We start from the raw sequence: 14,596 nt of genomic DNA, 5'->3' as shown, positions 1-14,596 counted from the left end.
GCCCCGTAAAATCGACCGTGACATCCGGGGATCGGGACCGTGACCAGACGTAATCGCCTTAATATCCGGCTACTGGGTCCGCTGGCGGTTACATGCAGCGACGGGACGCCCGCATCCTTCCCGACGCAGAAATCGCAGGCTCTTCTGGCGATGATCGCACTGGCCGGGCCGGGCGGGCTGCATCGCGATACCGCGGCTGACCTTTTGTGGAGCCGCAGCGGTCAGGTGCAGGCGCGGACCAATCTCCGCCAATCGCTTGCGAGCCTGCGCAAGGCGCTTGGCGCTGATGCCGAGGTGATCGAAACACGTGGGCCGGTGCTCGGGCTGCGGTCCGATGCCGTCGCACTGGATGTCGACGCGCTTGGCAAAGAAACCCCGCCACAGGGTGCCGCGCAGCGGCGCGACGATCTCGTGGCAGCATCAACCCTGCTTGCCGGGCTGACAGTCAACGAGGCACCGTTCGAGGGCTGGCTGACCGCCGAGCGCGCAAAATACACAGCCCTCCTGTCGTCGGAGCTTGCCCGGATCGCCGAGGATCTTCTCGGCGAAAGGAACTTTTCCGCAGCACTTACGGCAGCCCGCAGGCTTCTTGACCTCGACGCGCTCAACGAAGCAGCGCATCGGCTAGTGCTGCGGGTCCTTCATGCGCAGGGCGAAACCGCAACGGCGCTCCGGCACTACGACAGGATGCGGGAGGTGTTTTTAGAAGATCTCGGCATTCAGCCGGGACCGGAAACCACCGCCTTGATCGGCCGCATCCGCAGCGCCCCCGACGAGCCCGCCACCCCAGAGGCCACCCCTGCGCCACCGGTAACCGCAGCCGCCCGACCGCGTGACAAGCCCTCGGTCGCGGTGCTGCCCTTCACCAATATGAGCGGTGATCCTGAACAGGATTACTTCAGCGACGGGATTACCGAGGACATCATCACCGGCCTGTCGCGGTTCCGGACACTGTTTGTGGTCGCCCGCCACTCCTCATTCGCAATCCGCCATGAAAACCTCGGCGTTCGCGAAATCGGCCAGCGGCTTGGCGTCGAATACGTTGTCGAGGGCAGCGTGCGTCGCGCCGGGACTAAAGTCCGTATCTCGGTGCAACTCGCCGACGCCCTGACCGGCAACCATGTCTGGGCGGAGCGCTATGACCGGGAGTTCGACGACATCTTCGCCGTGCAGGATGAGGTGACGCGCAGCATCGTCGCCGTCCTGCCCGGACGGGTGCAGGAGGATGTGGCCGACCGCGCGTTGCGTATGCCGACCGAGAACATGAAGGCCTATGAATACATGCTGCGCGGCAAGTCGCTGCGCGACGGGCTGAATGCAGAGGACACCGTCGAGGCCCGCGAGTTGTTCAGGAAGGCGCTGGAGCTCGACCCGCGCTATGCCCGTGCCTACATGTACCTTGCCGATACCTATGTGGTCGATGGATGGCTCGGCCTCGCAGAGGAAGGTGCAGCGGGCAAGTCTCTCGCCCTGTCGCGCAAGGGCGCGGGGCTCGACAACAACGACGTCTATATCCAGGACCAACTTGGCTACGCGTTCCTCTGCGAAGGGCTCTGGGACGAGGCCGAGGTTCAGTTCGAAAAAACTCTTTCGAAGATCGTGAACGAGGCGGAATCGATGGCCTGGTGTGGCTATGCGTTCCTGCTCCTCGGCCAACGGGAGAAGGCGCTTGAAGTTGTGCAGGAAGCGATCCGGCTCGACCCGCTGCATTCGCCCTCGATCGACTGGACTCTTGGCCAGATTCGCTTCTTCACGGGCGACTATGGGGCTGTCGTGCAGGTGTTGATCGGCGAGGCGCTGCTGAATTCGCTCGCCCATGCCTTTCTGGTCAGCGCCTATGCCCATCTTGGCCAGACGCACGAAGCGGACGCGGCCCTCTCGGAGTTCATCCGCATGCGGAGGCGGGAATTCGCGAGCCGGGACATTATCATTCAGAACGATACGGTCGAGAGCCTTGCGGGCGCCTACCGGCCGATGTGGCGTAATCCGGGCGATTGGGAACATCTGGCGGGCGGGCTCAGGAAGGCCGGATTGCCGGATTGATCAGCGCGCGCGACGATCTGCAAGTCACTGCGTCGCCCCGGCAGCCTGAACGCCGGTTCCGGACTGAACAGGTCCGACTGCATTCGGTTCCCCGCGCCCTTCGCTTTTGCGAAGGGTGTTCTTTTTTGCGTCACCCCCCGTCGGCACTATATAAGTTGCCAAGAGGAAGCCCCATCTTAACGGGGCAAAGTCACGAACGGGGGTATGACATGGCTGGCACGATCAGAACGACGAATGGACGCGGGCGGCTTTTTGACAGCGTGCTCGACACAATCGGCGATACGCCGGTGATCCGGGTCAACAACCTCGGGCCTGACCATGTAACAGTCTATGTAAAGGCCGAGGCCTACAATCCCGCCGCCTCGGTCAAGGACCGGCTGGCAGTGAATATCATCGAGGCCGCCGAGCGTGAAGGGCGGCTGAAGCCCGGCCAGACAGTTGTCGAGGCGACATCGGGCAATACCGGTATCGGTCTTGCGATGGTCTGCGCGCAGAAGGGCTATCCGCTGGTCGTGACCATGGCCGACAGCTTTTCCATCGAACGCCGCCGCCTGATGCGGATGCTGGGCGCCAAGGTCATCCTGACTCCGCGCGCCGAAAAAGGCTTTGGTATGTACAAAAAGGCCGTCGAGCTGGCCGAGAAACATGGCTGGTTTCTTGCCCGCCAGTTTGAGACCAAAGACAATGCTGATATCCATGAAGCCACGACAGCGCGTGAAATTCTGGGCGATTTCGACGGTAAGCGTCTCGACTACTTTGTCTCGGGCTACGGCACGGGCGGTACAGTCACCGGCGTAGGGCGTGTCCTGCGCAAGGAACGGCCCGCGACCAAGATCATCCTGACAGAACCCGCCAATGCGGCCATTGTCTCAAGCGGGATCGCGCAGGAACGCGGTGCAGGCGATGCGCCCGCCGCCAGCCATCCCGCCTTTGAACCGCACCCGATTCAAGGCTGGACGCCGGATTTCATTCCGGCGGTCCTGCAGGAAACGCTCGACAAGAAGTTCTACGACGACCTGATCCCGGTGCCCGGACCGGAGGGGATCGCATGGGCGAAGAAGCTCGCACAAAAGGAAGGCATCTTTACCGGAATTTCCGGCGGCTCCACCTTCGCGGTCGCGATGCGGGTGGCCGAAAAGGTCGCGCCGGGGTCGGTTATCCTCGTGATGCTGCCCGACACAGGCGAACGCTACCTTTCGACGCCGCTCTTCGAGGGAATTCTAGAAGATATGGACGAAGCGGAACTGGAGATTTCACGATCCACGCCCAATCACCAGATGGGCTGAGAAGGCATCGGATGTAGTGCCCGGAAGCCGACCTTGCGCCAAACACAGCGGGCCGTATGCGGACCGCTGTAGAACACAGCTACGGGCTGTTTGCCGCGAACGCACCGTTACTCCGCCCGGTCGAGATTGACCCCGATCAGCCCAGCCGTTTGGCCGGGATGGGTGATCGGCACCATATGCCCCGCACCCGGAACCGTGGCGATGCCGACATCGGGCAGGCGGGCCGCGATGTTCTCGGCGATCCGTTCAATGATCGGTGGCGAGGCCTCACCCCGGATCAGGAGAACCGGCATGTCGAGGCTTTCGAGCGCATCTGGAGCAAGGATACCACCGCTGTCCTCGAACAGCGCGGGCCGCCCTGCCCCGATCAGATGGATACGCTCGGTCACCTCTCGGCGGTTCCGATTGTCCATCGCCTGCCATTCAATGCCTGTGCCCCACATGGCGGTAAAGGCCCGGGCCGCCGCCTCGCGGTCGCCATCTTCCATCAGTTGCCCGAAAAGGGCGTCATTGCGCAGATGTTCGTCCCAAACCGGCTCTCCCTTCGTCGCAGCGAAGAGAACGGGCTCAATAAGCGTCAGTGTCCGGAATGCATCCGGCGCGGCGATGGCCAGGCGCAGGGCAACCACCGCGCCGAAGGAATGGCCGATCAGGTCCACCGGTTCGGTCACGAAGCTTGCAGCAATCTGCGTGGCGCTGGTCAGGAAATCGCCCTCTCCGATCCAGTCGGCCGAACGCCCATGGCCCGGCATGTCAAACGCGGTCAACGTAATCCGGTCGGACAGGCGTTCCGCCACACCCGCCCAGGCGTTGGAACTGGCCAGCGAGCAATGCACCGCCAGCGCAGGGCGCGGTCCGGTGCCGAATGTCTGCCAATGTGTCGGAAAGCCGGCCCGGTCTTCCTGCGGCATTAGAGTTTGCCCGCCAGATGCAGGTCGAGATCATCCAGCCGGTCCTGCCCCCAGAACCGCTGGCCGCTGTCCACAATATAAAAGGGAGACCCGAAGACACCCCGATTCACGGCCTCTTCAAGGTTGTTGGCATAGGTCTCCGCCCCCAGCAGCAGCCCCTTGTCGGCGAGGTCGGCCTCGAACCCGGCCTTGGTCAGAAGATCGCGGATCACTTCATCCGACGCGATGTCGCGTTCCTCTGCCCAGCAGGCCCGCAGGATCGAATGGACGAATGCCCCCAGGTCGCCGCCCGCCCCCTTCGCCTTCGCCGCCTGCGCCGCGATGATCGCGTAAGCGGAAGGCGCGGCATTGGTGGGCCAGAACATCGGCTGAAGGCTAATCTTCATCCCCGCCTTCGCTGCCTGCCGGGTCATTTCCTGCAACCGGTATTCCTTTCGGCCCTCCGGCCGGTCCTTGAGCGCCGTTCCCCCTGTCCGCCCGAACAGCCCGCCGATATCGACCGGCTTATAGGTCACCGTCGCCCCGTGTTTCGCCGCGATTTCTTCCAGCCGCGTACCGGCGAGGTAGGTAAACGGAGAGATTGTGGACAGGAAGTAGTCGATCTGTGGCATTTCCGGCACTCCTTCGGGTTTGCCCGGACGCTAGCCCGATGATAAGCGGGTGGCAACGTCACGAATCCGTCATCCGGCCCGGTTTTGCGGCCCCGAACGACAAGGACCCGCCATGCCCTCCATGACCGAGCCGAAGCTCATTTCCGGTAATTCGAACCGCCCGCTTGCCAATTCCATCGCCCGGCGGATGTCGATGCACCGGGGCATGTCTGTCGGGCTGGTGGATGCGCGGGTCGAACGGTTCAACGATCAGGAGATTTTCGTCGAGGTCTTCGAGAATGTCCGCGGCGAGGACATGTACATCATCCAGTCGACCTCGAATCCGGCGAACGACAACCTGATGGAGCTTCTGATCATGACCGACGCCTTGCGCCGGTCTTCCGCCGACCGGATAACCGCCGTGATCCCCTATTTCGGCTATGCCCGTCAGGACCGCCGTGCCAAAGCCCGCACGCCGATTTCGGCCAAGCTGGTGGCCAATCTCCTGACCGAGGCGGGCGTCGGCCGGGTCCTGACGATGGACCTGCATGCGGCGCAGATTCAGGGCTTTTTCGACATCCCGGTGGACAACCTCTACGCCTCGCCGATCTTCGCGCTGGACATCGAGCATCACTTCAAGGGCCGCCTGAACGAAGTGACGGTGGTTTCGCCCGACGTGGGCGGCGTGGCCCGGGCCCGCGAATTGGCGCAGCGCATCGGCTGCGGCCTTGCCATCGTCGACAAGCGCCGCGTCAAGGCGGGCGAGATCGCGGAGATGACCGTCATCGGCGATGTTTCGGGTCAGACCTGCATCATCGTCGACGACATCTGTGACACGGCAGGAACACTCTGCAAGGCAGCCGAGGTGCTGATGGAAGGTGGCGCCAAGGAAGTTCATTCCTACATCACCCATGGCGTCCTGTCCGGCCCGGCGGTGGAGCGGATCACCAAATCGGTGATGAAGAGCCTCGTGATTACCGATTCCATCGAACCAACCGCCGCTGTGAAGGCCGCGAAAAACATCCGCATCGTGCCCACGGCGCCGATGTTCGCTCAGGCGATCATGAATATCTGGTCGGGCACTTCGGTCTCGTCGCTCTTTGACGCCGAAACCCTCAGCCCGATTTACGAAGGCATGTATTCGCGCGGCTGAAGCCCTGATGGATCAAGGCTTTGCCGATGCACTGCTTCAGTGCATGACACCGCTCGGTCCATGCTTCATGAAATGCCATTGGCCATAGCTGTCTTTCAGATCGAGCTTGATGGCCGCGCTTGCGGTCGTTGATGCACTTCCGATTTCGGCTATTGAAAACTCGATGCCGTTCGGCATGTCGATCCGAACCCGGTGCGCGCCGTCGCTGTGCGGTGGTTTGATCGGTCGGCCTTCGGATGACAGGACATTGCCGATGCTGACCTTTGCCGTGCGCGCCTCAATATCTATGTCCATGCCAATGGGCGCATAGATCGTGTCATGCAGCGTAGGGCTCATGGCGCGAAACACCCACCAGTGCGTCGCCTCTTCATCGGTTTCGCCGCCTGTCAGCACCGTTTCCAATGCTTTGCGCTGATCGGCAGAGGCGCTTTCGTCGATGATCAGCTGCATCTCGCCCTCGCCCTTGTAGATTGGTCCGGGCCAGGCATAGAGAATGGCTACTTTCAAGCCGGTCAGATCCACCTTGCCGAAGTGGCCATCCGTGATTTCCATCACCTCGAACCCGCGGCAATTGCCCTGGGTCGGGTCTTCCTCGAACTGACAGGGGCAGGAGTATCCGCAGTTGCAGTTCCCATAAGCGGGCCCTTCGATGTACCAGTCTATCCTTGCCATATCGTTTCCTTTCTCGGTCATGGCAGAGCGTCCGCTCCCTTTCGATATCAAAGCGCTGAAAGAACGACCCCTGAGCCCGCAGCGATCAAGAGACCGCCGGCCACCCGCGAGAACACGCGGGGGTACGGGACGATTTTTTCAAGCAATACGTAGATCGCCAGCCCAACGATCCAGTAGAGGTTCATGATCCCCCCAACGAACAAAAGCGCCATCAGCGCCCAACAGCATCCCAGGCAATAGCTGCCGTGGTGCAGGCCCATCATGAGGGCCCCGGAGTAGCCTTTGCGATTGTACATTGTCAGGAACTGGGCGGGCGACCGACAATGCCGCAAACAGGCGACTTTCAGGTTAGAGAACTGGTATAAGCCCGCCATGAGCAGCACGACGCCCGCGACTGGCTTTGACCCAAGCGTCATCATCGGGCCGTTGGTGATTGCGAGGCTTTCCGTCAGCCATTGCAGCAGCATTGCGACCGCGCTGAAGCCCATCCATGCAAGCAGATAACCCGCCAGAAAGACCATGCTGAGTCTTGTGGCTTTGGCCTTTTGCGTGCCCTGCCGTTTCAGTGCCGCGAACAAAAGCACGACCGGGGCGGCGCTCGGGGTCATCATCGCGATCATCATGACCCACCACATCAGGAAGATCAGAAGCGCGTATCCCCAGGTCCAGTCCACGGCCCCGCCCATCGCCATCGGCTCTCCGACAGGGCGGGTCATGCGTGTCATGTCAAGCGCCGACATCGACATGCCGACGCCTAAGACTGTGTAGAGACCCGCGAGAAGAACGACCAGCGTCACCGCGCCGAACACAATCCACTTGTCGCGCGCCAGCACGCGCTCAACGGGCCCGGAAGAGACAGCCATTGCTCGATTTACCACGTTCAGGCAGCGACGCGGCCTTCGCCGGTCAGGTGCAGGCTGGCCATATGTGCGTGGGTGCCGGAATTGTTCGTGAGTTGCAGATCACCGCCGGTCGTCTTTGTGCGCCCTTTTGCCATCTCAGCGAACCCGAATTCGAACCCGTGGGGCAGAGCGATGCCGACACGATGCGGCTCACCCGTCACGATATTCGGGATCGGTTCGGCGGTGATATCAAAGACCCCCTTTGCGACGCCTTTTCCGGTCCTGTCCTCGATGTTCAGATCGAGTGAAACCGGCGCATAGATCGTCTCGTGCTTGTGCGGGCTCATCGCCCCGAAGACGAACCACATCGTTGCCATTTCGGCGGTATCTTCGCCCGTCATGATAGCTTGGAGTGCAGCGCGCTGATCAGCATCCGCCTTGGGATCAATGATCAGCTGCACATGCCCGTTTCCTTCATGAATCGCACCCGGCCATTTGTAGACGGCGGCGGCGGTCAGACCGTCCAGCGAGGTGTTTCCATAATGGCCCTTGTCGATCTTGTAGACGACTGCGGCTTCGCAGGTACCATGGGTCGGCAGCACCCCAAACTGGCACGGACATCCGAAGTTACAGTTACAATTGGCGAGTTCTTCGCCCTTGATTTCCCAAGCGGTCATGGTTGTGTCCCTCTCCAGAATTATGCGCGCCCGAAATCGGTCGCGCCTGTTTTTGCCCGGAGGTTGGAACTGGTTACATCGGCCAATTCAAATGGCGCATCTGCCCCGCGTTTCTCGAGGCGATGCTACCAGATGCTGTGCTTCTTGTCAGCAACCGCACAAAAAAACCTCCTTGGGTTGTCGGTCGGCTCTCCACATGCAATCCATGGTTTCGAACGTGCTGGCAGCCCTAACTGCCGTCAATCTTTTAGCGGAAGGAGACCATTCGGGCCGTTTGCCCAGACATCGGGCACTATGAAATCGAGCATTCCCCGCCTGCCGCTCAGCTGGAATCTCAGCAGCCGTCGCAGTTCTCTGTCCGAACCTCAGCCGGTCCGTGACGTCGAACAGATTTAAGGAAGGGCTCCTCGCGCTCGGGTCCGACACGGCCCATTCGCATTTGCCCTATACATCCGCACGGTTTCAGCATAGGTGCCGTCATTCACCGCGCGCGGGGCACGCACCCGTGGGCTTGCCCCGATACGCCGGGGCCCTTCCCGACGGGCGATCGCGCCCCTGAAAGACGACCCATGTCCGAAACCTCCCCCCTGATCCGGCCTCTTGCCGAGGCGCTTGCCCATCGCGGTTACGACCAACTGACCCCGGTGCAGGAAACCGTGACCCAGCCCGAGTACAGCGCGGCTGACCTGCTGGTGTCAGCCCAAACCGGATCGGGCAAAACCGTGGGCTTCGGCCTGGCTATCGCTCCCACCATTCTGGACGCCGCCGAAAGGTTCGGCCCCGCTGGTGCGCCACTGGCGCTGATCGTCGCGCCGACGCGGGAACTGGCTTTGCAGGTCCGGCGCGAGCTGAGCTGGCTCTATGAGATGACCGGGGCGACGCTCTCCTCCTGCGTCGGCGGAATGGACATGCGCGACGAACGCCGCGCACTCGACCGGGGGGCGCATATCGTCGTCGGCACGCCGGGGCGGCTCCGCGACCATATCCAGCGCGGTTCGCTTGATATGGGCGCGATCCGTGCGGTGGTGCTGGACGAGGCGGATGAGATGCTCGACCTTGGCTTCCGCGAAGATCTGGAATTCATCCTCGCCGCTGCGCCGGAAGACCGGCGGACCCTGATGTTTTCGGCCACGGTGCCGAAAGCCATCGCGACGCTGGCGCAGAAATATCAGAAAGACGCCGTGCGGGTCTCAACCGCCGGGGAACGCAGCCAGCATGCCGATATCGACTATCGCGCTATGCAGGTTGCGACCCAGGATGTCGAGAATGCCATCGTAAATGTCCTGCGCTTTTACGAAGCGCAGAACGCAATCATCTTCTGCAATACGCGGGCAACGGTGAACCGTCTGACAACCCGACTGTCGAACCGCAGCTTCTCGGTCGTGGCCCTGTCGGGCGAGCTCAGCCAGTCCGAGCGGACCCATGCGCTGCAGGCGATGCGTGACGGACGCGCGCGGGTCTGCGTGGCGACCGATGTCGCAGCGCGCGGGATCGACCTGCCAAATCTCGAACTGGTGATCCATGCCGAACTGCCCTCGAATGGCGAAACGCTTCTGCACCGGTCGGGCCGGACCGGTCGTGCCGGCCGCAAGGGCGTCAGCGCGCTGATCGTACCGAAAAACGCACGCAAGAAGGCCGAGAACATCCTGCGTTTCGCCAAGGTCACCGCGACTTGGGTCGATGCGCCCTCGGCCGATGCCGTGCGCACCCGCGACGAGGAACGGCTGCTGGCCGATCCGGTGTGGAGCGAAGACATTGGCGAACGCGACGGCGCGTTTGCCCGGCGTCTTCTGGACCTGCACGGGGCCGAGCGGATCGCGGCGGCCTTCGTGCGCGCCTGGCAGGGGCGTCATTCCGCGCCCGAGGAACTGGCCGCACCCGGCGCTGTCGAAGGTCCGCGTCCGGCTTTCGGACCAAGCCGCTGGTTCTCGATCTCGCTCGGACGGGCCGACAAGGCCGAACCACGCTGGCTTCTGCCGATGCTGTGCCGGGCGGGCAATATCAGTCGCGAGGATGTCGGTGCGATCCGGGTGCAGGAAACCGAAACCTTCGTAGAGGTCCTCGCCGCGCGGGCTCCGGCAATGCTGGCGGCAATTGGTCCGGAGGGACGGCTTGAAGGTGGCGCCGTGCTGCGCGCGCTCGACGCTCCGCCCTTCGGTGGTCCCGCGCAGCATCCAACGTCCGAGCCGCCCCGGAAGAAAGGACCGAAATACGCATCCAAGCGTGACGCCGGGGATGATGTCGCGAAAACGCCCGCGAAGAAACGCGACCGGGACCGCTCCCTGCCCGCGCCAGTGGCCACCGAACATGGACTGTTAACCGAGGCGCCCGCACCCAAAGCCTTCAAGCCTGCCGGCAAGAAGCCCCACCGCAAGGGCGGCAAACCGGCGGGCGTCCCCGCGACAGGCACCCCCCGCAAGGACCGCGCGCCGCACAAGAACGCCAGGCCCGGAAAGACAGCGCATCGCAAGGGCGGAATGGCACCACCGAAACGCGGAAAGAACTGATTGTGGGGGTCAGACGACCTCCCAGTCGTCTTCGTCGCTGACCTCACCGATAGCCAGCCAGTCGGCGCGGATGCGGGCGACACGGGTGTCGCCCCATGTGCGAAAGACAATCTCGAACCCCTTCGGCCCGACTGAATCGGCCGAGATATCGGCCCGCAGGTTGGTCTTCTGGTCCATGTCCCACATGGAAATTCCGACCTGTACGACCGGGGGGCTGCTGAACGCCTCGGAGAACACAACCGTGTGGCGATGCTCACGCGGACCGTTTCCGGTCCACATGACGCCGCCCTCTTCAAAATCCGAGAACAGAACCGAAGAGCCCCGCTCAACCCCGACCTTGTGACTACGCAACCGTCGCATACCATTTCCCGAGACCCGCCGCCCCATCTAAACCCGCAACCCGCAGCACGCAAAGGAAAATAGCGGGCACCCGCTGCCCGGAAATTGGCCGCGCAACGCCTGGTCGGCTAATTTCCGCTGTACGGGTATTCCAGCATTTCGCGCGACGCGTGAGTCGGCTTAAGGTTGTATTTCCCCAAACCCTAGCGTGGTCGCATTTATTATTTCGACCATGGGGGAATTTGAAAACGACATAATTTCAGGAGGAAACAAGATGGCCGACGGCAATCTTATCTCGATGAATGACATCCCCTGCTGCCCGGAGATTTCCAAGGACCCGTGCTGCGAACGGCTTCAATTCGCCTATCGCCTCAGGGTTCCGCTCGCAAACGCACAGGTTGAACTGACCTATATCGCCGAACTGGAACGCTGCCCCGGGCCGCTGGCTCTTGGCGACGTGGTCTATTCGACCACTCTCCTGCCCGGCGAAAAGGTCCGGCTCTACACCGCGTCCCGCAATTCGCGCTTCAGCTATGATAGCGAGTCCGAAGTGAACTATCGACACGAACAGGCCTCGGAAGAGACCTTTTACATGTCGTCGATGGACCGCTACATGTCCGACCTCACGATCCGCGATCAGGCCGAGGCGAACAGCCAGTCGCATTCAGACTTCGAGGTGAATGGCAGCGCAGACTACTGGACCGCCGGTTTCGCGGGCGGTGCCAGCACCAGCGTGGATGGCGATTTCAACGCCAATTCCAGCGCCGACTTCGCGCGGGAATTGTCGCAGCATGCCTCGTCCTCGCATGACCGGTCGGTTCAGGCGACCCGTGCGGCAAATTCCATTGCCGTGGGCGAGGTGCAAAGCCGGTCTCACGCCGAGGGCGAAAGCGAAAGCGCCTATGAGGCGTCCACGCGGGTCTTCGAGAACCGGAACGACTGCCATGCAGTGACCTACCTCGCCTATCAGCTGGTGAAGAAGCAGACCCTGAAATTCACCATCAAGGCGGTACTGCGCCGCGTGATCGACCGTGCGGGTGATGCCCGCGTAGATGCGCGCCCGATCCGGCCCGCATCCAGCGTGGCGGTTATCCCCGACGGCATTCGTGCGACGCAGGCGAACCGGCTCGAGATCGAGACGGCAGGCCGGACGAGTGCGGCGGCGCACAAGGCCAACCTGATCAGTGGTGCCGGTGGCGGCTTGTCGAGTGCTGGCAACCTCAACCTGGCTCTTGCAACCCGCAGCGTCGCCCTGTCCTCACGTGTGCCGCCGATGTCTCAGGCTGAGCGGGACAAAGCCCTGAAAGCAGTTGACGCGGAACTGGTCAAGGCAGGCGTTCTTGACCGCGCTGGCGGCAATGTCTCGGCCAAGTTCGCGGCTGAGCTCAGCTTCACCCGCGAAACCTGCCTGCCGACACAGGCCATCGTGGTGAAGGGCTGCCTCGACAAGTGCAATACCTGCGAGGACAGCCGCCGGAAGTCGATTGAACTCGACCTCGTGCGTCAGGATCTGGAAAACCAGCTTCTGGCCAAGCGGATCCAGCTTCTGGAGAAAAGCCAGGAATACCGCTGCTGCCCTGTGGGTGAGTGCGAGGACAAGGAAGTAGACGGTGGCGAATAGTAACCATGGCAGGCGGTTGTAACCCTGCCCGTCTCTAAGAAAGCAAAAGGGCGGCCCAGTGGGCCGCCCTTCGTAACAAATTCACATCGGCTCAGAGCCCGAGTGCCGCTTTCAGTGCCTGCAGGTCGGCCACCAGCTTGTTGGCGGCGTCCTTGCCCTCGGCCGGGGCCTCACCCGCTTCCGAGGTCGCGTCGGCGATAAGCCCGTCCATGTCGGCCGCAGTCACTTCGCCCTTCGGCATCGCGCGTTCGGCCAGAACCGAGGCGCCCGCCGCCGAAATCTCGGCGAAACCACCGGTCACGGCGTAGTCGGTCGTGCCCTCGGCAGAGACGACGGTCAGGATGCCGGGACGCAGCGTGGTGATCAGCGGCGAATGGTCCGGCATCGCCGTCAGGTCGCCATCAGCGCCCGGAATGCGGACCTCGCGCGCCTGAACGGAGGCAAGCCGCCGCTCAGGGGACACAAGGTCGAACTGCATCGTATCGGCCATCTCGCCCCCTTACGCCGCTTCAGCGGCCAGACGCTGCGCCTTGGCTTTCACTTCCTCGATGTCGCCGACCATGTAGAAGGCGGCTTCGGGCAGGTGATCGTATTCGCCGGCAACCACGGCCTTGAAGGAGGCGATGGTCTTGTCGAGCGGCACCTGAACGCCGTCCGACCCGGTGAAGACCTTGGCCACGTCGAAAGGCTGGCTGAGGAAACGCTGAATCTTCCGGGCGCGGGCCACGGTCAGCTTGTCCTCTTCGCTGAGTTCGTCCATGCCGAGGATGGCGATGATGTCCTGCAGCGACTTGTAGCGCTGAAGGATGCCCTGAACGTCGCGGGCCACCTGATAATGCTCTTCGCCGACAACGGCCGGGTCGAGGATCCGGCTGGTGGAGTCCAGCGGGTCAACGGCCGGATAGATGCCAAGCTCGGAGATCGCACGCGACAGAACCGTGGTGGCGTCGAGGTGGGCGAACGAGGTCGCCGGCGCCGGGTCGGTAAGGTCGTCGGCCGGAACGTAGATGGCCTGAACCGAGGTGATCGAGCCTGCCTTGGTCGAGGTGATGCGTTCCTGCATCGCGCCCATGTCGGTCGCAAGCGTCGGCTGATAGCCCACGGCCGAAGGAATACGGCCAAGAAGTGCGGACACTTCCGAACCCGCCTGAGTGAAGCGGAAGATGTTGTCGACGAAGAAGAGGACGTCGGTGCCCGACTGGTCGCGGAACTGTTCGGCCAGCGTCAGACCCGACAGGGCCACACGCATACGCGCCCCCGGCGGCTCGTTCATCTGACCGTAGACAAGGGCCACTTTCGACTTCTCCAGATCGTCCGGCACGATAACGCCCGACTCGATCATCTCGTGGTAAAGGTCGTTGCCTTCACGGGTCCGTTCGCCGACACCGGCGAAGACCGAGAAGCCCGAATGCACTTTGGCGATGTTGTTGATCAGTTCCATGATCAGAACCGTCTTGCCAACACCCGCACCGCCGAAGAGGCCGATCTTACCGCCCTTCGAGTAAGGCGCCAGAAGGTCGATGACCTTGATGCCGGTCACGAGGATGTCGGACGAGGTGGCTTGTTCCGCGAATTCCGGCGCCGGCTGGTGGATGGCCCGCTTTTCCTTGGCCTTGACCGCGCCCTTTTCGTCCACCGGCTCGCCGATGACGTTGAGGATACGGCCCAGCGTCGCGTTGCCGACCGGAACCGAGATCGGCTCGCCCATATCGGTCACCGCCGCGCCGCGCACGAGACCTTCGGTCGCGTCCATGGCGACGGTGCGCACGGTGTTTTCGCCCAGGTGCTGGGCAACTTCCAGAACCAGACGCTTGCCATTGTTGTCGGTTTCAAGCGCGTTCAGAATCGCCGGAAGGTGATCGTCAAACTGCACGTCCACGACGGCGCCGATGACCTGCGTCACCCGGCCGACTGCGGCAGCTGCTTTCGGTGCTTTTGCCATTGAGTTTCTCCGG

General features: G+C 62.5%; 13 protein-coding genes. 5 read left to right on the top strand and 8 right to left on the bottom strand.

The genetic code is table 11. From position 1 onward, the window contains the following. Window positions 1-39 precede the first annotated feature (39 nt). Together QKW60_RS10270 and cysK are read left to right on the top strand one after the other, a co-directional pair. On the top strand, window positions 40-2,043 hold the full coding sequence (locus QKW60_RS10270; RefSeq protein WP_282368520.1) for an AfsR/SARP family transcriptional regulator: 2,004 nt from the start codon (window positions 40-42) through the stop codon (window positions 2,041-2,043). A gap of 209 nt (window positions 2,044-2,252) precedes the next feature. After that, entirely contained in the window at window positions 2,253-3,329 is a 1,077-nt protein-coding gene (cysK, locus tag QKW60_RS10265) for a cysteine synthase A (protein ID WP_282368519.1), read from the top strand. A gap of 107 nt (window positions 3,330-3,436) precedes the next feature. Here the strand turns inward: cysK and QKW60_RS10260 are convergent, their stop codons facing one another. Together QKW60_RS10260 and QKW60_RS10255 are read right to left on the bottom strand one after the other, a co-directional pair. Beyond that, a complete protein-coding gene (locus QKW60_RS10260) occupies window positions 3,437-4,240 on the bottom strand; it encodes an alpha/beta fold hydrolase (RefSeq protein ID WP_282368517.1) in 804 nt (267 codons plus the stop codon). Continuing rightward, window positions 4,240-4,851, bottom strand: coding sequence for a 2-hydroxychromene-2-carboxylate isomerase (locus QKW60_RS10255; protein ID WP_282368516.1), 612 nt, complete (start codon window positions 4,849-4,851; stop codon window positions 4,240-4,242). Before QKW60_RS10255 ends, QKW60_RS10260 begins: the two co-directional genes overlap by 1 nt. A 112-nt stretch (window positions 4,852-4,963) precedes the next feature. Here QKW60_RS10255 and QKW60_RS10250 point away from each other — a divergent pair, with 112 nt between their 5' ends. Then, window positions 4,964-5,983 (top strand): ribose-phosphate pyrophosphokinase, encoded by a 1,020-nt coding sequence (locus QKW60_RS10250; protein ID WP_282368514.1) that lies wholly within the window; start codon window positions 4,964-4,966, stop codon window positions 5,981-5,983. Window positions 5,984-6,019: 36 nt separating this feature from the next. Here the strand turns inward: QKW60_RS10250 and QKW60_RS10245 are convergent, their stop codons facing one another. The 3 genes from QKW60_RS10245 to QKW60_RS10235 are packed head-to-tail and all read right to left on the bottom strand — an operon-like array spanning window position 6,020 to window position 8,174. Beyond that, complete coding sequence (locus QKW60_RS10245) at window positions 6,020-6,676, bottom strand: DUF1326 domain-containing protein (RefSeq protein WP_282368512.1); 657 nt, start codon at window positions 6,674-6,676, stop codon at window positions 6,020-6,022. A gap of 26 nt (window positions 6,677-6,702) precedes the next feature. Then, window positions 6,703-7,518 carry a DUF2182 domain-containing protein gene (locus QKW60_RS10240; protein WP_282368511.1) on the bottom strand — a complete coding sequence of 272 codons (816 nt, stop codon included), beginning with the start codon at window positions 7,516-7,518 and terminating at the stop codon, window positions 6,703-6,705. Window positions 7,519-7,535: 17 nt separating this feature from the next. Next, window positions 7,536-8,174 carry a DUF1326 domain-containing protein gene (locus QKW60_RS10235; protein ID WP_282368509.1) on the bottom strand — a complete coding sequence of 213 codons (639 nt, stop codon included), beginning with the start codon at window positions 8,172-8,174 and terminating at the stop codon, window positions 7,536-7,538. Between the two features lie 569 nt (window positions 8,175-8,743). On the opposite strand from QKW60_RS10235, the gene QKW60_RS10230 reads away from it, so the two are divergent. Then, window positions 8,744-10,681, top strand: coding sequence for a DEAD/DEAH box helicase (locus QKW60_RS10230; RefSeq protein ID WP_282368507.1), 1,938 nt, complete (start codon window positions 8,744-8,746; stop codon window positions 10,679-10,681). Window positions 10,682-10,690: 9 nt separating this feature from the next. Here QKW60_RS10230 and QKW60_RS10225 read toward each other — a convergent pair whose 3' ends face one another. Beyond that, complete coding sequence (locus QKW60_RS10225; protein ID WP_282368505.1) at window positions 10,691-11,041, bottom strand: H-type lectin domain-containing protein; 351 nt, start codon at window positions 11,039-11,041, stop codon at window positions 10,691-10,693. A gap of 253 nt (window positions 11,042-11,294) precedes the next feature. Here QKW60_RS10225 and QKW60_RS10220 point away from each other — a divergent pair, with 253 nt between their 5' ends. Continuing rightward, entirely contained in the window at window positions 11,295-12,641 is a 1,347-nt protein-coding gene (locus tag QKW60_RS10220; protein WP_282368504.1) for a hypothetical protein, read from the top strand. A 91-nt stretch (window positions 12,642-12,732) separates the two neighbouring features. Here the strand turns inward: QKW60_RS10220 and QKW60_RS10215 are convergent, their stop codons facing one another. Both QKW60_RS10215 and atpD read right to left on the bottom strand, forming a co-directional pair. Continuing rightward, window positions 12,733-13,131 carry a F0F1 ATP synthase subunit epsilon gene (locus QKW60_RS10215; protein WP_282368502.1) on the bottom strand — a complete coding sequence of 133 codons (399 nt, stop codon included), beginning with the start codon at window positions 13,129-13,131 and terminating at the stop codon, window positions 12,733-12,735. Window positions 13,132-13,140: 9 nt separating this feature from the next. Continuing rightward, on the bottom strand, window positions 13,141-14,583 hold the full coding sequence (atpD, locus tag QKW60_RS10210; protein WP_282368501.1) for a F0F1 ATP synthase subunit beta: 1,443 nt from the start codon (window positions 14,581-14,583) through the stop codon (window positions 13,141-13,143). Between the last annotated feature and the right edge of the window lie 13 nt (window positions 14,584-14,596).

It is taken from the genome of Albidovulum aestuarii, from assembly GCF_029961185.1.
In the GTDB taxonomy this organism is placed as follows: Bacteria; Pseudomonadota; Alphaproteobacteria; order Rhodobacterales; family Rhodobacteraceae; genus Albidovulum; species Albidovulum aestuarii.
The sequence above is the reverse complement of the archived record's forward strand: the minus strand, read 5'-3'. Positions and strand labels throughout refer to the sequence as shown.

Coding starts and splice junctions, on each gene's coding strand:
- cysK (WP_282368519.1), top strand. CDS start 2,253: ATGGCTGGCACGATCAGAACGACGAATGGACGCGGGCGGCTTTTTGAC.
- QKW60_RS10260 (WP_282368517.1), bottom strand. CDS start 4,240: ATGCCGCAGGAAGACCGGGCCGGCTTTCCGACACATTGGCAGACATTC.
- QKW60_RS10255 (WP_282368516.1), bottom strand. CDS start 4,851: ATGCCACAGATCGACTACTTCCTGTCCACAATCTCTCCGTTTACCTAC.
- QKW60_RS10250 (WP_282368514.1), top strand. CDS start 4,964: ATGCCCTCCATGACCGAGCCGAAGCTCATTTCCGGTAATTCGAACCGC.
- QKW60_RS10245 (WP_282368512.1), bottom strand. CDS start 6,676: ATGACCGAGAAAGGAAACGATATGGCAAGGATAGACTGGTACATCGAA.
- QKW60_RS10240 (WP_282368511.1), bottom strand. CDS start 7,518: ATGGCTGTCTCTTCCGGGCCCGTTGAGCGCGTGCTGGCGCGCGACAAG.
- QKW60_RS10235 (WP_282368509.1), bottom strand. CDS start 8,174: ATGACCGCTTGGGAAATCAAGGGCGAAGAACTCGCCAATTGTAACTGT.
- QKW60_RS10230 (WP_282368507.1), top strand. CDS start 8,744: ATGTCCGAAACCTCCCCCCTGATCCGGCCTCTTGCCGAGGCGCTTGCC.
- QKW60_RS10225 (WP_282368505.1), bottom strand. CDS start 11,041: ATGCGACGGTTGCGTAGTCACAAGGTCGGGGTTGAGCGGGGCTCTTCG.
- QKW60_RS10220 (WP_282368504.1), top strand. CDS start 11,295: ATGGCCGACGGCAATCTTATCTCGATGAATGACATCCCCTGCTGCCCG.
- QKW60_RS10215 (WP_282368502.1), bottom strand. CDS start 13,131: ATGGCCGATACGATGCAGTTCGACCTTGTGTCCCCTGAGCGGCGGCTT.
- atpD (WP_282368501.1), bottom strand. CDS start 14,583: ATGGCAAAAGCACCGAAAGCAGCTGCCGCAGTCGGCCGGGTGACGCAG.